At 38.0% G+C, this 21,779-nt stretch carries 22 protein-coding genes; 17 read left to right on the top strand and 5 right to left on the bottom strand.

What is annotated here, in order from left to right; genetic code table 11:
- The first annotated feature begins 24 nt into the window (after window positions 1-24).
- Window positions 25-645, top strand: a complete 621-nt coding sequence (locus tag AA0X95_RS22555) for a YitT family protein (RefSeq protein WP_413301795.1) — start codon at window positions 25-27, stop codon at window positions 643-645.
- Between the two features lie 513 nt (window positions 646-1,158).
- Window positions 1,159-2,799, top strand: a complete 1,641-nt coding sequence (locus tag AA0X95_RS22550; protein ID WP_413301792.1) for a long-chain-fatty-acid--CoA ligase — start codon at window positions 1,159-1,161, stop codon at window positions 2,797-2,799.
- 56 nt (window positions 2,800-2,855) lie between these two features.
- On the opposite strand, the gene AA0X95_RS22545 is transcribed toward AA0X95_RS22550, so the two are convergent.
- Window positions 2,856-3,662 (bottom strand): alpha/beta fold hydrolase, encoded by an 807-nt coding sequence (locus tag AA0X95_RS22545; RefSeq protein WP_413301789.1) that lies wholly within the window; start codon window positions 3,660-3,662, stop codon window positions 2,856-2,858.
- A 93-nt stretch (window positions 3,663-3,755) separates the two neighbouring features.
- Complete coding sequence (locus AA0X95_RS22540; protein ID WP_413301786.1) at window positions 3,756-4,535, bottom strand: alpha/beta fold hydrolase; 780 nt, start codon at window positions 4,533-4,535, stop codon at window positions 3,756-3,758.
- Window positions 4,536-5,072: 537 nt separating this feature from the next.
- On the opposite strand from AA0X95_RS22540, the gene AA0X95_RS22535 reads away from it, so the two are divergent.
- The 6 genes from AA0X95_RS22535 to AA0X95_RS22510 all read left to right on the top strand — a co-directional run bounded on the left by AA0X95_RS22535 (window position 5,073) and on the right by AA0X95_RS22510 (window position 10,365).
- On the top strand, window positions 5,073-6,707 hold the full coding sequence (locus AA0X95_RS22535; protein WP_413301784.1) for a long-chain-fatty-acid--CoA ligase: 1,635 nt from the start codon (window positions 5,073-5,075) through the stop codon (window positions 6,705-6,707).
- Window positions 6,708-6,724: 17 nt separating this feature from the next.
- Window positions 6,725-7,504: an SDR family oxidoreductase gene (locus tag AA0X95_RS22530; protein WP_413301782.1), complete on the top strand. Its 780-nt coding sequence runs from the start codon at window positions 6,725-6,727 to the stop codon at window positions 7,502-7,504.
- A gap of 112 nt (window positions 7,505-7,616) precedes the next feature.
- A complete protein-coding gene (locus tag AA0X95_RS22525) occupies window positions 7,617-8,096 on the top strand; it encodes a hypothetical protein (protein ID WP_413301780.1) in 480 nt (159 codons plus the stop codon).
- Complete coding sequence (locus AA0X95_RS22520) at window positions 8,080-8,697, top strand: hypothetical protein (protein WP_413301778.1); 618 nt, start codon at window positions 8,080-8,082, stop codon at window positions 8,695-8,697. Before AA0X95_RS22525 ends, AA0X95_RS22520 begins: the two co-directional genes overlap by 17 nt.
- A 14-nt stretch (window positions 8,698-8,711) precedes the next feature.
- On the top strand, window positions 8,712-9,278 hold the full coding sequence (locus AA0X95_RS22515) for a polyhydroxyalkanoate biosynthesis repressor PhaR (RefSeq protein WP_413301776.1): 567 nt from the start codon (window positions 8,712-8,714) through the stop codon (window positions 9,276-9,278).
- Between the two features lie 19 nt (window positions 9,279-9,297).
- A complete protein-coding gene (locus AA0X95_RS22510; RefSeq protein ID WP_413301774.1) occupies window positions 9,298-10,365 on the top strand; it encodes an alpha/beta fold hydrolase in 1,068 nt (355 codons plus the stop codon).
- 82 nt (window positions 10,366-10,447) lie between these two features.
- On the opposite strand, the gene AA0X95_RS22505 is transcribed toward AA0X95_RS22510, so the two are convergent.
- Window positions 10,448-11,227, bottom strand: a complete 780-nt coding sequence (locus AA0X95_RS22505; protein WP_413301772.1) for an alpha/beta fold hydrolase — start codon at window positions 11,225-11,227, stop codon at window positions 10,448-10,450.
- Between the two features lie 209 nt (window positions 11,228-11,436).
- On the opposite strand from AA0X95_RS22505, the gene AA0X95_RS22500 reads away from it, so the two are divergent.
- Entirely contained in the window at window positions 11,437-12,576 is a 1,140-nt protein-coding gene (locus tag AA0X95_RS22500) for a sensor histidine kinase (protein WP_413301770.1), read from the top strand.
- Window positions 12,573-13,172, top strand: coding sequence for a response regulator (locus AA0X95_RS22495; protein ID WP_413301768.1), 600 nt, complete (start codon window positions 12,573-12,575; stop codon window positions 13,170-13,172). The genes AA0X95_RS22500 and AA0X95_RS22495 overlap by 4 nt, the downstream gene beginning before the upstream one ends.
- 174 nt (window positions 13,173-13,346) lie before the next feature.
- On the opposite strand, the gene AA0X95_RS22490 is transcribed toward AA0X95_RS22495, so the two are convergent.
- Window positions 13,347-14,195, bottom strand: a complete 849-nt coding sequence (locus tag AA0X95_RS22490) for an alpha/beta fold hydrolase (protein WP_413301766.1) — start codon at window positions 14,193-14,195, stop codon at window positions 13,347-13,349.
- 204 nt (window positions 14,196-14,399) lie between these two features.
- On the opposite strand from AA0X95_RS22490, the gene AA0X95_RS22485 reads away from it, so the two are divergent.
- The 7 genes from AA0X95_RS22485 to AA0X95_RS22455 all read left to right on the top strand — a co-directional run bounded on the left by AA0X95_RS22485 (window position 14,400) and on the right by AA0X95_RS22455 (window position 20,991).
- The gene (locus tag AA0X95_RS22485; protein ID WP_413301764.1) at window positions 14,400-14,594 is read left to right on the top strand and encodes an IDEAL domain-containing protein; all 195 of its coding nucleotides are present in this window, start codon (window positions 14,400-14,402) and stop codon (window positions 14,592-14,594) included.
- Window positions 14,595-14,792: 198 nt separating this feature from the next.
- Window positions 14,793-16,193 carry an aminodeoxychorismate synthase, component I gene (pabB, locus tag AA0X95_RS22480; protein ID WP_413301762.1) on the top strand — a complete coding sequence of 467 codons (1,401 nt, stop codon included), beginning with the start codon at window positions 14,793-14,795 and terminating at the stop codon, window positions 16,191-16,193.
- Window positions 16,190-16,783: an aminodeoxychorismate/anthranilate synthase component II gene (pabA, locus tag AA0X95_RS22475; protein ID WP_413301760.1), complete on the top strand. Its 594-nt coding sequence runs from the start codon at window positions 16,190-16,192 to the stop codon at window positions 16,781-16,783. The genes pabB and pabA overlap by 4 nt, the downstream gene beginning before the upstream one ends.
- Before the next feature lies 1 nt (window position 16,784).
- On the top strand, window positions 16,785-17,651 hold the full coding sequence (pabC, locus tag AA0X95_RS22470; RefSeq protein ID WP_413301758.1) for an aminodeoxychorismate lyase: 867 nt from the start codon (window positions 16,785-16,787) through the stop codon (window positions 17,649-17,651).
- Window position 17,652: 1 nt separating this feature from the next.
- On the top strand, window positions 17,653-18,423 hold the full coding sequence (locus AA0X95_RS22465; RefSeq protein ID WP_413301756.1) for a nucleotidyltransferase domain-containing protein: 771 nt from the start codon (window positions 17,653-17,655) through the stop codon (window positions 18,421-18,423).
- Between the two features lie 170 nt (window positions 18,424-18,593).
- Window positions 18,594-19,778, top strand: a complete 1,185-nt coding sequence (locus tag AA0X95_RS22460; protein WP_413301754.1) for an MFS transporter — start codon at window positions 18,594-18,596, stop codon at window positions 19,776-19,778.
- Between the two features lie 94 nt (window positions 19,779-19,872).
- On the top strand, window positions 19,873-20,991 hold the full coding sequence (locus tag AA0X95_RS22455) for an acyltransferase family protein (RefSeq protein WP_413301752.1): 1,119 nt from the start codon (window positions 19,873-19,875) through the stop codon (window positions 20,989-20,991).
- Window positions 20,992-21,027: 36 nt separating this feature from the next.
- Here the strand turns inward: AA0X95_RS22455 and AA0X95_RS22450 are convergent, their stop codons facing one another.
- Complete coding sequence (locus AA0X95_RS22450) at window positions 21,028-21,690, bottom strand: YczE/YyaS/YitT family protein (protein ID WP_413301750.1); 663 nt, start codon at window positions 21,688-21,690, stop codon at window positions 21,028-21,030.
- Window positions 21,691-21,779 lie beyond the last annotated feature (89 nt).

Raw genomic sequence — 21,779 nt, 5'->3', positions numbered from 1 at the left:
TATTTTTTATAAAAGGGGAGCACTATGTTCAGAAAAAGAGTGAACTATTACATAGATAATAATCGATCGAGTAGCATTTCCTTTTATAAACGGGGCTGTTCTATTTTTTGCGGTGCATCGTTAGTTGCCATATCCTTGCAGTTATTTTTGGTGAAAAATTATGTAATTGATGGGGGCGTAATTGGAATCAGCATCATCCTTTCTCATATTACCCGTCAGGAGGTAGGATTGTTTCTACTAGTATTGAATACTCCTTTTTTCATAATTGGCTATTCTTACCTGGGTAAAAGGTTTCTGGCTTTAAGCCTATTCGCTATCCTCGTGTTATCACTAGGAACCTATGTGCTAGAGCCTTATCCGGCGCTAACACATCATCCTTTATTGGTGATCATTCTAGGTGGAATGATCTTAGGTTTAGGAGTGGGGATTACTATACGATTTGGTGGATGTTTAGATGGGACTGAGGTACTTGCCATTCTATTCAGCAAACGTTCCCGGTTTTCAATTGGACAATATATTCTATTTCTAAATTTTTTTATATTCACTAGTTCTATTTTTATTTTTGGTCTAAAGGAGGCTATTTACTCATTGGCAACTTTTTTTGTCGCCTATAAAACGATTGATTTTTCGATTCATCATGCATAAGTAGACATTCTAGGACTTTGGTAAAGCTTAAAGCCAAAGTTCTTTTTTATTTAGCTCTGTTAATTGTCTGTTGATTTCCGCTCCAGTCGCTTCGCTTTCCGTGGGCGTTTCGGCGAGCCTCCTCGGCCCTTGCGCCTGCGGGGTCTCCCCTGAACCGTACTCCCACAGGAGTCTTCGCGCCTTCCGCTCCAATCAACAGGGTATAAAAATCAACAATGTTCTCTAACACAGCCTTTTATTTAGATGGTAGCGGAATAAGTTCGGCAAAAAAATTTCATAATTTCTTGTTAAGGTTTTGTGAACAACAGTTTGATTTCCGACAACATTCGACTGATTTCAAGTTTGATTCTCCTGAATCTCGTGTGGAAATGAAATGTTTACCTATTTTTTATGAAATATAAACAACTGCAAATGAGGAAAGGTGTCGAGTTTCGTGTGTTTACAAATTTTTCATTCCTCACAATAATTTAGGTGTAATAAAAAATAATAGGATGCATAAGGAGGCATGTGTGTATGATCTATCAGGAAAAACCTTGGTTGAAGCTTTATGACCCTAGAGTGGATGAACATGTTAGTGTAAAGTACGAATCACTCTACGATTTCTTAGAAAGTGCTGTCAATCGTTTTGGGGACAAACCTGCTTTCACCTTTTATGGAAAGGTATTCAGTTTCAATGAAACAAAATTGATGGTCGATCGGCTAGCAGGTGCATTACATAATGAAGGTTTAAAGAAAGGTGACAGAGTAGCTATTATGCTGCCGAACTGTCCACAGTACGTTTTCACATTATTTGCTATTTTCCGCTTAGGCGGGATTGCTGTCCAGGTCAATCCAATGTATGTAGAAAGAGAAATCGCCTACGTATTGGATGACTCTGGAGCCAAGTTCATGGTTGCACTGGATGCCTTTTATCCAAAGGTGAAGAAGGTTCAATCCGATACCGTCTTGAAAAAGGTGATAGTGGTCTGCTTTGGTGCAGAACGGAAAGAACTAGCTGAAGGAGATCATTATTTTGATGAAATCATTCAAGGTGAAAGAGAGATTCCATTAATTGAGATTGAACCACATGAAGATGTTGCCGTTTTACAATACACCGGTGGAACAACAGGTGTGCCTAAAGGTGTCATGCTTACACACTATAACTTGTTAGCAAACTTTAATCAGGTCTGTGATTTTACATATAACACATGTGAACAGATTCCTGATTCGTTTAAGATGATTACGGTTCTTCCGATGTTGCATGTCTACGGCCTTTCTAGTGTGGCGCTATGTGGCATTAGAGAGGGGGCCAATCAAATTATCCTTCCTCGTTTTGAGGTGAAGGAGATTATTGAAACCATTAAGCGTGAAAAGCCGTTTATCTTTGCAGGAGTTCCGACCATGTATTTTGCATTAAACAGTCAGCCTGAATTATTAAAAGACTGTGATTTAAAGGAATTGTGGTATGTAGGCAGCGGTGGTGCGCCACTACCAGTTGAACAAGCAAAGACCTTTGAAAAAATAACGGGAGCTACTTTAAGGGATGGATATGGTCTCTCTGAAGCGGCTCCAACCATCGCGTTTAATCCGCCATTTGTACCTAGAAAATATGGCAGTATTGGTATTCCCGTTCAAAGTACAGTAGTGAGAATTGTTCGGGAGACGGAAGACGGGGCATTTGTAGATGTTCCTGTCGGTGAAGCGGGAGAATTAATCGTCAAGGGTCCGCAGGTAATGAAGGGGTTTTGGAACCGTCCAAAAGATACAGAAGATGTGTTGAAGGATGGCTGGCTGTTTACTGGAGATTTTGCGAAAATGGATGAAGAAGGGTATCTTTATATCCTTGATCGAATGAAGGATATGATAATTGCGAGCGGTTACAATGTCTATCCACGAGAAATTGAAGAAGTTCTTTACCAAATGGAGGGCGTAGAGGAAGCAATTGTAATCGGTGTCCTTGATGACTATCGTGGAGAAACGGTTAAGGCGTTCATTAAGCCGATTGAAGGATATACTTTATCTATAGAGGAAATTCTCCAGTATGCTAAGGATAACCTTGCTCCATATAAGGCACCAAAAGAAGTGGAAATCCTTTCAGAGCTGCCAAAATCATCTGTTGGTAAATTACTCAGACGAGTCCTTCGAGACCAAGAGCTTGCGAAAGTGAAAGCTTAATAGAAGGAATGTTCACAGAAATGCCCGATCACTTTGCGAGTTCGGGCATTTTTTCATCATAATTTACTTTTTAAAAATTCTAGCACTCTATTATTAACAAAATCATTCTCTTCGGTAACATAGATGTGACCTGCGCCTTGGATCGTTAGGAATTCTGCATTTGGGATTTTTTCTGCTAATGTGACACCATTTTCATATGGCACCAGCTTATCTGCATCGCCATGGATAACTAGGGTCGGAACTTGTATCTGGTCTATTTCATTGTAGGTATCATGGGTGAGACAAGCCTGGAGCTGTAACATGTAAGCATATGGCAGGATAGGAATCTCAATGCGTTTTTGGATATCTTCAGCAACCAACTCACGGTGGTTTTCCAAGAAGGACTGGCTATAGAGAATCGGAGCGGTAGCCCAAGCCATTTCTTCTGGTGTTGCTATGGAAGACCCTCTTGAAAGCATGAGCATGCTGACATCCGCACCAGGTTGTACATGATTAGCACCACCCGATGTAGTACAGCCAAGAATAAGCGACCGAATCCGTTCAGGGTATTTAATAGCCAATTTTTGGGCAATCATGCCACCCATGGAAATGCCATATACATGGGCTGATTCTACACCAACAGCATCTAAGACGGCTCTAGCATCCTCTGCCATAAGCTCAATTGAATAAGGAGTATTTGGTTTATCACTTAATCCTACCCCGCGATTATCAAAAATAATCACTTGGTAGTGCTCACTTAGAGCAGGCAGTGTCCTAAACCAGGACTTGGAATTGAGTGATAACCCCATAATTAATAATAAAGGTTCACCTTGACCATGAACCTCGTAGTAAAGATTGATTCCATTTGCTTTTGTAGTAGGCATAGTTTACTACTCCTCCTTGTTAGATAATGGTAAATTATATGAGAGATTATGCCAGCAAAGAACAAGAGTAAAGGAGGAAAAAATTCCTCCCACTTAACTTACTATTCTATGTTTTTTCAAAAAGTTACGAACGATTCTGTTAAATGCCTCTTTTGACTCTAACTTGGAAATATGTCCCGTGTTTTTAAAAATGACAAACTCCGAGTGGCGAATTTTTTTATGCATGAATAACTGCATCCAAACAGGGATTACTGAATCGTACTGTCCTCCAATGATTAGTGTCGGAATGTTAATTTTCGGAAGTAGTTTCTGATTGTTCACTCTAAGACAGGCTTGAACGGATTTTAGAAAGACATCATGGTTGGGTTTATAGAATTGATAAAATTCTGCGAAGGTCTTGTTGTTCCAAGAGCTAAAAGAAATGCGAGCGGCGGTATCTTTTGACATTCTGGGGCGAGTAGAGACTGATCGAGCCTTACGGTAAGTGATTAATAGTTTCGCGAGACGTTTTGGCATATAATGATACGTGCTGACAAGCAATAAGGAACGGCACATTTGAGGGGCCTGACGATAGATTTCTTGAGCAACCATTCCACCCATAGATAAACCACAGATGTGAGCGTTTTCAATTCTAAGCTCTTTCAGTAAGGAAATAATATCACGGGCAAAGTGTGGAATAGAAATTTCTTTATTAGTAGAATGCTCACCGTGACCTCTTAAGTCAGGAATAATCAATTCGTACTGATCTGCAAACTCAAACTGATTGTTCCAGCCTTCTTTTACTTCACCAAGCCCATGAATCAAGACTAATGGTTCACCAACACCTAAGCGCAAGTAAGGAATACCAGCGAAACTAGTAAATACGTGTCCCAAATTTTTATCCCTCCTATTGCTATTATAATAAATCCCTTTCCCATCATTTGTAAAGTGTGAAAATTCATAAAATTTTGAATAAAGTACTCCCTTTGAAGACTTAAGGCCATTTTAGTGCCTGACACCGTGGATAGTCTTATATGGAAATATCATTTTTACTTAAAAGGTGGTTACGAGGATTGGAATGTTGGTATAAATTGTAAGATAAATAAAAGATGGATACTGCTGTGATTTGGCATAAATCGAGAAATATTACGACATATTTCGTCATATTTTCTACATTCCGATTGAAATCAGGTTTAGCAAAAGGGATAAATATCAAGAGAAATTCCACTGGGGCGTTAATGATTCATCCGAGTTACTAGATGATTGAGGAAAAATGTCGAGAAGGAAGGGTTTACAAAATCAAATTTTACTACAATAATCATAATTATATTAATATTCTAATTAATAGATTAGTCAACTATGTTCGAAGATATGCACACCAGATTTAGTAGGGATATTGATAAGAAAATTCCTGAGGAGGCATCTGATTTTATGGTTTACCAGCAAAAGCCATGGCTGAACATTTATGACACAAGAATTGATGAACATGTTAGTATTAACCACCAATCACTTTACGATTTTTTACAAGACGCAGTAAACCGTTATAGTACCAAGCCTGCATTCACCTTTTTAGGAAGAGTGTGGAGTTACCATGAAACAAAAATACTAACCGATCAGTTAGCGGCAGCCCTGCATATGGATGGTTTTCAAAAAGGCGACCGTTTAGCTATTATGCTTCCTAATTCCCCGCATTACATATTCACCTTATTCGGTACTTTTCGCCTAGGTGGAATGGCTGTTCAAGTGAATCCAATGTATGTAGAGAGAGAAATAGAACATGTTTTACATGATTCCGGCTCAGAATACATAGTTGTACTCGATACACTTTATCCAAAAGTAAAAAAAGCTCAACCACAAACATCTATTAAAAAAATTCTTGTCGTTAGTTTTGGCGGCACTAAAATGGAACTTGCTGACGGTGATTTCTATTTTGATGATTTCCTAAATCGGGAGGGGACCATACCGCAAATTGAAATTAATCGGGACGAAGATGTTGCCCTTTTGCAATATACAGGTGGAACAACAGGCTTCTCCAAAGGAGTCATGCTTACTCATACGAACCTACTAGCAAATTTCAATCAAGTTTGCGATTTCTCCTATAAGGCATGTATTAACAGGCCTGAGAATTTTAAAATGATTACGGTTTTACCAATGTTCCATGTTTACGGGCTTTCCAGTGTTGCACTTTGTGGAATCAGAGAGGGCGCGAATCAAATCCTGCTGCCTCGCTTTGATCCGAGAGAAGTAATGGAAACAGTAAAACGAGAAAAACCGTTCCAAATGTCTGGTGTCCCAACGATGTTCATAGCACTGAACAGTCAACCGGACCTGGAGGATTATGGGTTTAATAAACTTTATTATATTAGTTGTGGCGGAGCACCACTCCCAGTAGAGACTGCAAAAACCTTTGAAGTCAGAACAGGTGCCAAGCTCTTAGATGGTTATGGGCTTTCTGAAGCAGCACCAACCGTTATTTTTAGCCCACCATTTGTGCCAAGGAAGTATGGAAGTATTGGTATTCCAGTTCAAAGTACCATTGCCAGAATCGTTCAGGAAACGGATGAGGGATTTTTCGATGCGCCTGTTGGAGAAGCTGGGGAGTTAATCATTCAGGGACCACAGGTAATGAAAGGGTATTGGAATCTTCCTGAGGAAACTTCTGCAGTAATCAAGGATGGATGGTTATTCACAGGTGATGTTGCCAAAATGGATGAGGACGGGTATTTTTATATCCTTGACCGTAAAAAGGATATGATTATTGCTAGCGGGTACAATGTATATCCACGAGAAATTGAGGAAGTGCTTTATCAGCTTGATGAGATTGAAGAAGCACTGGTAGTGGGTGTGCCTGATCCGTACCGTGGGGAGACCGTAAAAGCATATGTCAAATTGAAAGCGGGTGCAATCATTTCAGAGGAAGAAATTAAACAGTTTGGCAGAGAAAACCTTGCTCCATATAAGGCGCCAAAAGAAGTAGAAATTCTTTCGGAACTACCAAAATCAACTGTTGGTAAATTACTAAGAAGAGTTTTAAGAGATCAAGAGAAAGCAAAAATAAAAGCTTAATAAATGAGGTGGAGAAGATGAATATTCAAGAATTGTTTAGTTTAAAAGGAAAAACAGCCATTGTAACAGGTGGAGGAAGAGGCTTAGGTCAGCAAATTGCCGTAGCGTACGCAGAAGCTGGTGCTAATGTGGTGGTTTGTTCAAGAAATCTTGACGCCTGTCAGCAGTTTACGGAAGCTTTAAGAGAAAAGGGCGTTCGTACCCTAGCATTTAAATGTGATGTGTCCAATCCTGATGATATTCAGTACGTGGTCGATGAAACGGTAAAGGAATTTGGTCGAATTGATATCCTAGTGAATAACAGCGGAACAAGCTGGGGAGCACCTGCATTAGAAATGCCTGCCGATAAATGGGATAAAGTCATGGATATTAACTTAAAAGCTGTATTCTTATTTTCGCAGGCTGTTGGAAAAATTATGGTTGAACAACGTTCAGGAAAAATTATTAATATAGCTTCTATTGCTGGAATGGGTGGACAGGATCCATTGGTGATGGATGCGATAGGTTATTCAGCAAGTAAGGGTGCTGTTATTACCTTTACCAAGGACCTTGCAGTAAAATTAGCTCCATACAATGTTCATGTTAACGCTATTGCACCAGGTTTCTTCCCAACAAAAATGGCTAAGACGATTTTGGACTATTCAGGTGAAAAGATTCTTGAGCGAACACCGGCAGGAAGATTTGGTTCAGACGACGATATGAAGGGACCTGCACTATTTTTAGCTTCCGAGGCGTCTGACTATGTATTTGGACATGTGCTGGTGGTGGATGGAGGAACAACTGCAGGAGTTCAATAAGCGTTACTCTAGGATTATTTTAAAATTTTGTGAATTTAGTATAAAACACCTTGAAGACTTGTAAATTATATGTTTTATTTAACATACCAACCGGTTAGTTAGAGGGATTGATATGGATTCTATGCAACGTGATATGGAAGCTTATTATAAAAAACTAGAAGCACAAATGAATAAAAGAATCCATGCCAGTACCAATAACCGTGCTTTTACAATGACGGCGGGCAGAGCGCTCGCCGCCCATCTGAAAAGGGTAAAGATTCACAGAAGGTTAACAACTAGATGGCTAAATCATTTAGGCTTGGTGAATAAGGATGAATTAGCGGCACTATCTGTCAGAATCATTGAAAATGAGGAAAAATTAGATGGTCTTGATGACCAAATATATACCCTTAAGAAAAGCCAGCATAAAAATCAACTTCTGCTAAACTCCATTCATCATTCGTTGGAAGAGTGGGTGGCCTTTTTAAGAATTGAAATGAAGGAACTACATAACAGTAAAATAATCAACTTAGAAAAAGAATTACTAGATTTAAAGGAATTATTTAAGGAAGAATCTGATTTGGAGGAGAGCGACAATGACAGAAAAAAATGACCAAGTATTGAATGGAAATTCTGAAGGTGCAGTGGAAAAGGACTTAACTAGTTTAGATATGATTTGGAAGCTTGGTTTTGATGAATTGGATGCTTGGAAAGAGCGCTTTAACAAACGGGATGAGCGGTTCCTTGAGTCAGTAAGAAGCTATGTGGAGAAGGTGAAAAAAGATCAGGAGAATTTTGTTACGATTGCTGCTCAATTTAGTATGGAACTGAAGGATTGGGAAAAGGCTGCACGTGAAGAGCTACTAGCGACCACCACGACTTTACAGTATTTTTTCCCAGTGAAGTCATATGAAGAAATTAATAGGGTAGTAGATGATATTCAAAATAAAACTGCTCATCTTTTATTAACCCCTGCACAAGCGATAACCACAGGTCAATTGCAAGCGATTGACAAATATGTGGAAACAGTCGAACAATACGTTGCTTTTAGAAAAAGTGCGCGAGAAAAATATATTGATAGCGTAAAGAAAACAACAAATGTGTTATATGAAAATCAAAAGATGTTTGTGAATCTATTCGCTAAGCAAGTTAAAAACACGATGTTACCCTTTCAAAAGTATATGAAAAATATGACAGAATATAGCAAATCATAATGAGGTGAATAAACATGACAGGCCAAAAACCTTACGATCCATATGAATATCTACACAAGTTCAGCCAACTTTGGGAAAAGCAAATGAATGATTTTATCTACCTTTGGACAGATAACAAGGAATTTGTGAAAATGTCGCATTTAGGCACTGAAATTCATTCCCGGTACCTAGAAGCGTTTAAAAAGAATCAAGAGGCGTTGGCAGGTGCATTAAATTTACCAACAAAAAACGATGTGTCCAATGTAGCTACATTAACGATACAAACGGAAGAAAAAATAGAAGCACTAGAAGAGCAAATATGGGATTTACAAGATAGTATGAAATCTCAAAGCAAGGAAATTGGAAGTGTCGTTGAGGTCTCCAAGGAGATAATTAAACTTACAAAACAACTAAAAACAGAACTTGTAAAAACGAAAAAAGAACTGGCAGATACAAAGGATTTACATGAAGAAATTCAAGAAATGAAATTTGAGTTGATGAAATTAAATCAAGTTAAGGAAGAGTTTGAAACGATTAAAAACCTTCTTGAAAAAGACAAACAAGCTGAGCCTGTGTTAACAGGAGCAGGTACGACAATTTAATAGGAGGGGGTGAAGTACAATGGGGACTGAGGCACCATTCAAAGAAGTACTCCCAACTTTTGACTTTGAAAAAGAAATGAAGCGCTGGGAGCATCTGTTCAAGGTATTTAGTCAACCTGAACCGAAAGTAGGCCATACTTCAAGAAATGAAGTATGGAGGAAAAATAAATCCGTATTATGGCATTACCCTGCCAAACAGAGAAAATATGAAATACCCTTGTTTTTTGTGTATTCTCTTTTTAACAAACCATATATTTTAGATATTGCTCCAAAAGCAAGTGTGATAGAAGGTTTAACGAATAAGGGGTATGATGTGTATCTTTTAGACTGGGGCACACCTGGATATGAAGATAAGAAATTGGGGCTCGATACTTATATTGATAAATACTTAAGAACAGCAGTTAAGCGGGCTATTCGACATTCCGAAGCAGAAGAAATCACTCTTATTGGATACTGCTTAGGTGGAACAATTGCCTCCATTTATGCAGCAGTCGCAGAAGAACCTATTAAAAATTTAATTGTTGCTACTGTTCCAATTGACTTCAAGCCATTTATTGGTCCTGAAAAATGGGCTGAAGGAATGAGAAACGGTGATATCAATATCGACCGCTTTATCGAAGTGTACGGGCTTGTATCCCCTAATTTAGTAACAGGTATGTTCCGAGCGATAGGGGCACCTGTTTATTTTACTAACTATACGATGCTTTTAAGTCGAGCATACGACAGCCGTTATGTTGAAAAATGGCGTCGGATGAATAAATGGACACTGGACCAAGTTCCATTTGCCGGTGAAGCATACAGACAATTAGCCAATGACCTCTTTAAGGAGAACAAGCTGGTTAAAGGTGAATTGGTACTAGGAAATAAAAAGGTTGACCTAAAAAATATTAAGGCAAATTTATACGTGGTTTCAGGTTCTAGAGACAATTTGATTTTAGAAGAGCAAAGTAAACCAATTATGGATTTAGTATCCAGTGAAGACAAGACTTATATTAGTGTGGAGGCCGGACATGTTAGCCTTGCACTTTCTGGTTTGTTTGCTGGGATTGTGGATCAATGGGCTTCAAAGAGGTCAAATGCCTTGTAAAAAGAGTTAGTCATAAAATTAGGTACAAGAACATATAAACTATGTATGTGCAACGGGAGTGGGAAAGGAATTCTCCTTCCCACTAACTTGCCTTTTTATGTTTAATTAAAAAGTTGCGTAACACTTGATTAAATTCATCCTTCGCCTCAAGTTTGGCGATATGACCCGTATTTCTGAAAATGACAAACTCTGAATGAGGAATTTGTTTATGCATGAGTAATTGAACCCACACGGGGATGACTGAGTCATACTGTCCGCCAATAATTAAGGTTGGAACCTTGATAGTGGGCAGTAGGCTTAAATTGTTCACATGAAGGCATGCTTCCATCGATTTGAAGTAGAATTCTTTGTTCGGCTGATAAAATTGATAAAATGTATCAAAGTTTTCTTTTGTCCATGAATAGAGGCAGACCTTTGCTGCTGTTTCTCTAAGGACATCGGGAGATTTATTTTCAACTCGAGCCTGGCGAAACTTTAAAAATAACTTTCCCAAGCGCTTAGGAGCATAATGAAAAGTACTTACAAGCATTAAGGAGCGACACATCTCAGGGGCCTGACGATACATTTCCTGAGCTACCATCCCACCCATTGATAACCCACATATGTGTGCGCTTTCAAATCCGAGCTCTTTTAACAAAGAAATAATATCTTGAGCAAAGTTTGGAATACTTATCTCGCCTGGTGATTGATATTCACCGTGTCCCCGTAAATCTGGAATAATTAACTCATACTGATCGGCGAATTCAAATTGGTTAGACCATCCCTCCTTTACCTCTCCTAGTCCATGAATAAATACTAAAGGCTCACCCATACCAAATCGCAAATAAGGAATTTTGGAACAATGGTTATATACTTCTCCCAATTTTGATTCCTCCTAATGTTTTTATAAACATATGTTGCCAAGATTTGCTAGGTGTAAACATTTACAAAATTCTGACTAATTAAATATATAGTAGTAGTGGTTATATTATTACATATATATGTAAAATACATATATTAAACGAACTGTTGAGGTTGTATACTTTTGAGTTATAATAAATGGAAAGTACTAGTGAAAATGAGGTCTTATGTATGATTAAAAGGTATATGACATTTCAAAAAAATAATGGGATTGCTCCGTATATATGGACGGTTCTTTGCATATTACCTTTTTATTTTATCTTTCAAGCACCATCAACTATTGAAATCGTTGTAGGAATTTTACTAACTCTGATATTTTTTATCCTTTACCGAATTGCCTTTATTTCAAAAGGGTGGCCCGTATATCTCTGGACACTTATTCTAATTGGCATTTCCATAACTGCGACTAACCTGTTCAGCTACGTTTACTTTGCCTTTTTTCTAGCCTATTTTATTGGCAATATTAAGGACAGAGTTGCCTTTCTCACGTTATACTTTATTCATTTAATCAGTACTTCGGCATCGATCAACTATAGCATTGTCATGCAAGAGAAGCTATTTCTACAGCAGCTTCCCTTCGTTATCATCATTTGGATCAGTGTCATTCTTCTCCCTTTTAGCATTTACAATCGGAAGGAGAGGGGGCAGCTTGAGGAAAAACTAGAAGATGCGAACAAAAGGATATCTGAGCTGGTTAAGCTGGAGGAGCGCCAGCGAATTGCCCGGGACCTTCATGACACACTTGGACAAAAGCTGTCACTAATTGGTTTGAAGACGGACTTGGCAAGGAAACTAATTTCAAAAGATCCGGAACAGGCTAAATCTGAATTAAAGGATGTTCAGCAAACCGCTAGAACAGCATTAAGCGAGGTAAGGAAGATGGTTTCTTCCATGCGGGGGATTCGTCTAAAGGATGAGATTCAACGAGTGAAACAAATCATAAAGGCTGCACAAATCCATTTTATCAGCGAAGGGGAATTTACATTATCGAATGTTTCCCTATTAACTGAAAATATATTAAGTATGTGTTTGAAAGAGGCCGTGAACAATGTGGTGAAACACAGCGAAGCTAAGAACTGCATTATTTCCATCGAACAATCGTGGAAAGAAACAGTTCTAACGATTCGCGATGACGGTAGATTTAAAGGAAACACTGAAAAATTGGCTGAAGGACATGGTCTAATTGGCATGAAAGAACGATTGGAATTTATTAATGGCAGCCTGGAGCTTGTTACAAAGGAAGGTACAACATTAATTGTCAAGGTACCGAATGATGTGAAGCAAGCTGTAGAGAAGGAGGACCGGAAATGATTAATATTGTTATCGCTGAAGATCAGCAAATGTTATTAGGAGCATTTGGTTCACTGCTTAATTTAGAGGATGATATGGAAGTAGTCGGGAAGGCGTCAAATGGGGAAGAAGCTGTTACGCTGGTAAAAAAATTAAAGCCTGACGTTTGTATTATGGACATTGAAATGCCAGGGAAGACCGGGCTTGAAGCAGCAGAAGAATTAAAAGGATCTGGCTGCAAAGTAATCATTTTAACCACTTTTGCCCGAACCGGGTATTTCCAACGTGCATTGAAGGCAGGGGTAAGCGGTTATTTATTGAAGGATAGTCCGAGTGAGGAACTGGCAAGCTCCATCCGCAGTGTGATGGCAGGAAGACGAATTTATGCGCCAGAATTAATGGATGATGTATATGGAGAGGAAAATCCCTTAACGGACCGAGAAAGAGAAGTGCTAGAGCTAGTTGCTGATGGTAAGAATACAAAAGAGATTGCAGAAGAGCTCAGTATTAAAACGGGAACGGTTCGCAACTACATTTCAATTATCTTAGATAAGTTGGAAGTGAAAAATCGTATTGAAGCGATTACTCAATCAAAAGAAAAGGGTTGGTTTAAATAAGGTGTGATGACCGGTACAGCCACCGACAAATTTGACTTCGAGAATTGTCCAGCTCCAGCGCCTAGCTCCTCGGGTCAAATAACCTTCGGCAATAAAAGTCAAAGAGCAACTTTTCTTGCCGAAGAACATTTGCCTGTCGGGGCTGAACGAGGCGCTTCCGCTTTTCTTACTTTATCAATGATCGGCTGCTGGTTGAAATTTTTCTAAAAAGCCTTTGATATATTCAAATACTTCAAAAGGGCGTTCCTCTGGAAGGGCATGGCCTGTTTCTTTTAATACAACTAGCTCAGAGTTCTCTAAATCCTTGTTAAGCTTTTCCCCTACTTTAAGTGGCATGGAATTGTCATGATCTCCCCAAAGTAATAAGCAGGGGGTTTTTATTTGTTTAAGAGCCTCAGGTGGAAGATCTCCTTCACGATCCCGAATCATCCTTGTAAGTGCTATGAAGATTTCATCTTGTAAAAAGGGCTGAAGGTAGCCATTAATCATTTCGTCATTTATGATGGAGTGATTATAGAGAGCATCTTGTAGGTTTTTCCTCACACCAGTTCTTGCAAACCAGTACTTCACAAAAAGGTGGAAATAGGGAATGTAGCTTGTCAAGATTAACGGCAATTTAGAGCGTTTGAGATAAGCTGAACTGCAAAGAAGAATCGCTTTATCGGCAAGTTCAGGCATCATATGAAGAATATTCAACACAATTTGACCACCCATGGAATGGCCGATAAAAGTCATTTTCTTTAAACCTAATGACTCAGTTAGGTTAATAACGGTTTGGGCAAGGTTTTTATAAGAATATTCATAACGATTGCATTTTGCACTCTTTCCGAAAGGGGGCAAATCGATCGATAACACTTGATATTCCTTTTTCAATAGTGATATGAGATGGCGAAATGTAAAGGTGGAAGAAAGAAAACCATGCAATAAAACAAATGTCTTATCTGATTTTGGATTCGGATAAAATTCATAATAAACATCAATGTTATTTACGGGGTGATAGCCAGTTAATGCAGCTTGTTCCATACATATTTTCCTCCTGTTCCCTCAAAAAGATAGTTGAAGTTAATGTTCCCTAAATATTTGCCCTTCACACCAAAAAATTGAGATAAAATCAAAATGAAACTTGAAAGCCATACCATTAAATTTTTTTGAAATTTCCAAAATAAAGTGTTTGAATTTTTAGAAAACTCCATGTATAATGAAAAAAAGCTCAAGGAGTTGATTTCCATGGAAAAGAAATTACTTAATTCACCACAACATTCGGATGAGAACGCAGATGCTGTAGTTGCTGAGATGTTTCTAAACAATGCCCTGCTTGAATTCAAGAAGGAGAAAATCCGCAAGGAAATCGACCAAACATTACAGGACGGAAACAAGGGCCTATTCTTGAAATTAACTGAAGAATTAAAGAAAATTTCTTAGGACATTTACTAATGAACGTACTAACTTAAAGGAAGCCCTATCCGGAATGGATAGGGCTTCTTGTCCGTTTAATAACGTCCTTCAATATGTGTAGCTTTTAGAAATAATAAAACCTTGGATTCATCACCACACTTTTTGTGGTGCCTGACACCCTTTTCAAGTATGATGAAAAAAGAGTAATGATTAGGAGTGAATTGATTGAAGAAACTTCATTTATATAGTAAAAAAATTCCTTATACCTATTCTAATTTTTTTAGACAATATCGTTTACTAGCGACAAATCAGACCCATCATGTGCTATTAGAAAGTGGGCGAGGTGGGAGATACAGCATCGCTGCATTTCAACCTGAGACAATTATGAAAGGAAAAAATCATGAATTGGAAATCCAAAATGAAAGCGGTACCCAAAAGTTGGAAGGGAACCCACTACACATACTTGAGAAATGGATGAGTCGTTATCAAGTTGATAAAATGGAAGGACTTCCAAGCTTCCTTGGTGGAGCGATTGGGTACATAAGCTATGATTATGCTCGTTACATAGAAGAACTTCCTAACCTAGCAAAAGACGACACCGGTATTCCGGAAATCTACTTTTTTATAGTAAAGGAATGGTTTGTGTTTGATCATGAAGAGGACCTACTTTGGATCTTCATTTTGGCGGAAAGTGATGATGGAATAGATCAGCGATTAGGATATTGGGAAAAACGCTGGCTTGAGGAAATGAATTCCGTACCAACTGCACGAACAATGCTAAACGATCCAAATCAGTTGCAGGTTTCGATGACAGAGGAAGAGTTCCAGAAGGCTGTTAGAAAAGTTCAGCAATATATATCACAGGGGGATGTGTTCCAGGTAAATTTAGCGGTGCGCCAGTCTAAACCGATCGGGGTTCAGGCGATTGAGGTGTATGAACAATTAAGGGTCTTGAATCCATCTCCATATATGGGGTATATGCACACACCAGAATTTCAGCTTGTCAGTGGATCACCCGAGTTACTTGTGAAAAAGGATGGAACAGAAGTAAGCACAAGGCCGATTGCAGGGACTCGTTCAAGAGGGAAGGATCATGAAGAAGATCTCGCACTCGCTAACGAATTAATTGAAAACGAAAAGGAACGAGCGGAGCATGTCATGCTTGTGGATTTAGAACGAAATGATCTTGGTAGAGTGTGTAAGTACGGAACGGTTGAGGTTAATGAATTTATGACCATTGAAAAATACTCTCATGTCATGCACATCGTTTCCAATGTGAGAGGGGAATTAGCAGAAGATAAATCATGCTCTGACATTATTAATTCTGTCTTCCCAGGTGGAACGATAACAGGTGCTCCGAAAGTTCGAACGATGGAAATCATCGAAGAGTTGGAGCCCGTTCAAAGAGGTGTATATACTGGATCACTTGGCTGGATTGATTTTAGTGGCGACATAGAATTAAATATTATTATCCGAACCATGCATGTGAAGGATGGGATGGCACATGTTCAAGCAGGTGCAGGCATTGTCATCGATTCGAACCCTAAGCATGAATATAAAGAATCTATGAAAAAAGCAGCGGCTTTATGGAAAGCAAAAGAAATGGCAGAGGAGTATGCTAAATGATTTTTATGATTGATAATTATGATTCCTTTACCTTTAACTTAGTACAGTACCTAGGTGAACTAGGAGAAGAATTAGTTGTGAAAAGGAACAATCAGACGACAATCGAGGAAATCGAAAAGCTAGGACCTGAATTCTTAATGGTCTCACCTGGTCCATGCAGCCCTAATGAAGCGGGAATTAGTCTAGATGCAATCAGATTTTTCGCTGGTAAAGTTCCGATTTTTGGTGTTTGTCTAGGTCAACAAGCTATTGCTCAAGCTTTTGATGGACAAGTAGTTCAGGCAGAGAGACTTATGCATGGAAAAACCTCAGAGATGTATCATGATGGAAAAACAATTTTTCAAGGGCTTCCGAACCCTTTTCTAGCCACACGCTACCATTCGTTAATTGTAAAAAGAGAAACGTTGCCTGATTGCTTTGAGATCTCCGCTTGGACGAAAGAGGGGGAAATCATGGCAATTCGCCATAAGGACCTGCCGATAGAGGGAGTACAGTTCCATCCAGAATCCATCATGACGACCTTTGGGAAAGAGCTACTGCAAAACTTCGTTAATCACTACAAGAACACTGCAATCGTACAAGGAAATTAACATGTTACTTTACCTAAATGGTCAATTTATAAGTAAAGAAGAAGCAAAAATTTCTCCGTTTGATCATGGATTTTTATATGGCTTAGGTTTATTTGAAACGTTTCGAGTGTATGACGGCCATCCATTTTTATTAGATGACCATGTCGAGCGACTAAATAAGGGGTTAGCAGAACTATCAATCGAGCAGAAATATACACGTGAACAAATCAACAAAATTCTGCAGGAACTATTAGAAAGAAATCGGCTGACAAATGCTTACATCCGGTTAAATGTTTCTGCCGGATTAGGCGAAGTGGGATTACAGGTAGAACCTTACCTCCAGCCGAATTTGATTATTTTTCCTAAGCGATTATCACCTGGAGGGGAATTAATTGAAAAAAAGGCAGTACTGCTGAAGTTAAAACGGAACAGCCCTGAAGGGAATCAACGTTTAAAGTCCCATCATTATTTAAATAATGTATTGGCAAAAAGAGAAATTGGCGATTTTCCAGATGTAGAAGGAATTTTTCTAGATGAGCATGGATACTTAGCGGAGGGCATTGTTTCTAATCTTTTTTGGATTAAAGGAAATGTCTTATATACACCTTCTTTACATACCGGCATCTTAAATGGGATTACCCGCCAGTTTGTCATTCAATTAGGCTGGAAAAATAATTTGCAAATTCAAGAGGGACTTTACTCAATTAAGGAAGTACTAGAAGCTGATGAAATGTTTGTCACTAATTCCATTCAAGAAATCGTGCCTATCACATCTTTTGAAGGACGCAACTTTCCTGGTAAAGAGGGTCAGTGGGTTCAGCAATTCCATCAGGATTATCGCCAATATTGTAAGAATCTTTGGTCCAGACACTCTGTAGGGAGGGAGTAGTTTGAAAGAACGAATACTTGAAGAAATTAAAAGACTGGAAGAGCAGCATGATATAAAAATCTGCTATGTCGTAGAATCAGGCAGCAGGGCATGGGGATTTCCATCCAAGGATAGTGATTATGATGTCCGTTTTATCTATGTTCACCGAAAAGAGTGGTATTTAAGCATTGATGAAAAGCGAGATGTGATTGAACTTCCAATCAATGACTTGCTTGATATGAACGGCTGGGAACTTCGAAAAGCCCTCAAGCTTTTTAGAAAATCCAATCCCCCTTTAATGGAGTGGCTACATTCAGGGATTGTCTATTATCAAGCGTTTTCCCTCGTCGATAAAATGAAGGAGATTCAAGAGAAGGTATTCCTGCCGCAGTCTGCACTATATCATTATTTAAACATGGCGAAGGGCAATTATCGTGACTATCTTCAAGGAGAACAGGTGAAAATAAAGAAATATTTTTATGTCCTTAGGCCGATTTTAGCCTGCATGTGGATTGAAAAATATAATACTGTTCCTCCGATCCTGTTTCAAAATTTGGTGGCGGATTTACTTGAAGATGGACAGCTTAAGCAAGAAATTCAAACCTTGCTGGATAGAAAATTGCGAGGGGATGAGATGAATCTGGAACCCAAAGTGACAGCCATTAATGAATTCTTAGATCAAGAAATCACAAGACTAGAGGAATTTACTAAATCTATAAAGGTGAAAAAGGAAGACATCACACAATTGCTTGATGAATTATTCAGAAACGTATTAGATGAAGTGTGGGCATAATCGAAAAAAATTAAACGCTTGGAGGACCAAGCGTTTTTTTGTGCTTGGCTTTTTTACAGCAATAAAATTAATATAATAAGTTTTCGTTATGTTAAATAATAAAAAAAGTTTAATTTTACTTATTAAGAAATGAATTTACAATAAGGGAGGTAGAAAAAGGGGGATTACAAATGAAGAACAATAAATTACCGTATTTACTAGGTTCGATGATTAGTAATTTTGGAGACGGTATCCAGCAAATTGCGATTATGTGGTACATTTATCATTTAACGGGTGAAGCACTATCTATAGGTATGATGATTGCTATATATTATTTGCCAAGCATACTATTAACACCAATTGTTTCTGTATATGTTGATCATCATCAATCAAAATTGATTGTCGTCATGACAGACATCTTTCGATTCATTATTGTACTAACCATGTCTATTTTGATTCTTTTACATTTTGAATCAACGCTATTCATATATTTTTTACAGTTTCTATTAGCTGTCTGCTACACCATTTACAAACCTGCCGAGCAATCTTTCATAAAAGAATCATTTATAGATAGAGATATTCCCTTTGTAATCTCAAAATCTTCATCACTCAATGAAGGTGCATTAATTGCAGGATCCGCTGTTTCTGGTGTGTTGCTGATAAAATTGTCATTAGCCCTTAGTTTCTTTATTAACTCACTGACATTTCTAGTAGCTGCAGTTCTCTATTATATGGTGAAGCAAACCAATACCAAACAAAAGAATCCGAGTAAAATTCAATATTACTCAAAGCTGATTTCCGGATGGGATTTTATCAAGAATCGGGAGGGAATGAGATACCTTCTATTTTTATCTATTTTAAATAGCATTAGTATCCAAATGACCACAACTATCCTTTTACCCTTAGCAAAGGTATTTAAAGGAGGCAGCGGATTATATTCGGTATTTGATATTTCTTTTGCAGTAGGGGGAATACTCGCAGGAATTGTGGTTACTTATTTTTTAAAAAGATTTAAACAATGGTCTATTGTTTTCACCATGGTGGGAATGGCAATAACAGCTGTTTTATTACATTTGAATAGTGATAAAATGTCAGCCGCTATTTTAATCTTTGTTCTTGGATTATTTACGATGGCCCACTTAATTATTACTCAAACACTTATCCAACTGAACTCAACAAAAGAGTACATTGGGAGAGTGGTTGGTTTAAGAACTATCCTAGCTTCTATTGTAAAAATTACATCTGCCCTAACAACTGGTATTTTAATTTCTAACATTGGGGTAAGCCATATATTTCTCCTATTTTCGCTCATCATCTTTGCCAGTTGTTTCACCTTAAAAGGATTAAAGAAAGTGAATGTGCCATATATGGTATAAATAGGTCCATCCTTTGGATGGATTTTTTGTAACTTTTTTCCTGGGTTTTCAGTCAGATAATGAAGAAGGTGTATACCTCTAGGAGGGGAAATAAATGGAAAAAAAGAGGTTATTCTATTTAGACCATTTACGTGTCGTACTAACCGTCTTGGTCTTAGTTCATCACACAGCAATAACATATGGGGCAGATGGGTCATGGGTTTATAAAGATGTTGTTCCTACTAATGGTTTAAGTGTGACGGCAATTATTTTGACGCTTTTTACTGCTATTAATCAATCATTTTTTATGGGGTTATTTTTTTTCCTATCTGGTTACTTTACTCCGGCATCTCTAAAACGGAAGGGCACGAGAGTATTCTTAAAAGACCGTTTAATTCGCTTAGGTATTCCATTAATTTTTTATACTTTTCTAATAGGATCATTTATCCGATATATAGTAGGATTTAAGATTGAATATTCCTTTAGTGAATTCTATCAAAATGAGATCCTTACTTTGAATAGCATTAATATCGGCCCACTTTGGTTTGTAGAAGCTTTATTAATTTTTTCTATCCTCTATGTGGCTTATCGTAAGTTCTTTATTGGACTCTCACAAGCTTCAAAGGTTTTTCCTTCAAATAGAAAATTGTTCTTTACGGCAATTAGCTTAGGTATAGCAGCATTTTTAATTCGCTTAAGTTGGCCAACAGGAGAGGGAATTCTAGGTTTACAGTTTGGTTATTTTCCTTCATATATCTTACTGTTTATTGCTGGTACAACAGCATATGAACATAATTGGTTAGATCAGATACGTGTGAAAACAGTAAAACTTTGGGCATTGATCTCTGTCATTACCATCCCTATTTTACCGATTGCACTTATAGCGACAGGTGCATTAGAGGGAAATATGCATGTTTCAGGAGGATGGGGAGCTCAGGCTTTTGTTTATGCGATGTGGGAGCCATTTGTTTGCATAGGTATTTGCTTATGGCTGCTTTCAATGTTTAAAACAAGGCATAATGTAACAAAGAAGATGTGGAGAACGATATCTGAATCAGCTTATACCCTGTATATCATCCATCCACTTGTTCTTGTCAGTATAAGTTTATATTTACACCAATTTGATTTACCGGCCCTATTGAAGTTTTTAATCGTTGCAGTAACCGGACCCGTTTTTGGATTTGTTTTATCAGCCTGGGTATGTAAGATCCCAGGCATTAATAAAATTTTATAGAAATAGCCCCACAAATTAAAGTGGGGCTTTCATAAGTTACAAAACAACGCTTTCCTGGCTTTGTTCTTTTCTTTTTTTAAGGGATTCCACCAATGACTTAAACACCTTCAAGGAACGTTGAAAAACAGGACTCTGAATAAATGTATAGACAAAAGTGGCGATAAATACCGGACCACCTAAAAGGAATCCAATAATTAAGACGAAGCTTTCAACCACGATTCTTGCTTGGCTAACTGATAGTCTTGTTTTATCGGAAATTGAAAGCATAAAGCCGTCGCGAGGACCTGCCCCTATCCCTGCTGCCACATACATGCCGCCACCGATTCCAGAAATAACAATAGCAACTAATAAAATAATATAATCTACCCAGGTATGGGTTGCCTTCGGAAGAATATCTAACCAAAGAAAAAAATCCATAATGGGCCCAATGCACAAAGCATTTAAAATGGTGCCAATATTGATATAGCTTCTGGCGACAAAGAATGAGATGAGGATAAGAATCAAACCACACACCACGCCCCATGTACCAATGGTAAAACCAAAATGCTCATAGAGTGCCACATTCAGTACTTCCCATGGATGAAGGCCAACATATTTAACTTTAACCGCAATAGCGTTGCCTAAGCCAAAAAAGGTTAACCCTAAAAAGAATAAACAATACTGAAAGAATTTCAATTCAGTTACCCCCACTAAGTACATTGACTATTCTGAACTTTTTACCTATCTACAAATCTTAATTTATGAAGAGATAATAATCAATGGTTATTTAGAAATATAGTATACAAATC

Origin of the sequence: Neobacillus phoenicis, from assembly GCF_047302305.1 — a bacterium.
GTDB lineage: Bacteria > Bacillota > Bacilli > Bacillales > Cytobacillaceae > Neobacillus.
Note: the sequence above shows the minus strand (reverse complement) of the source record. Positions and strands in the feature narration are given on the sequence as shown.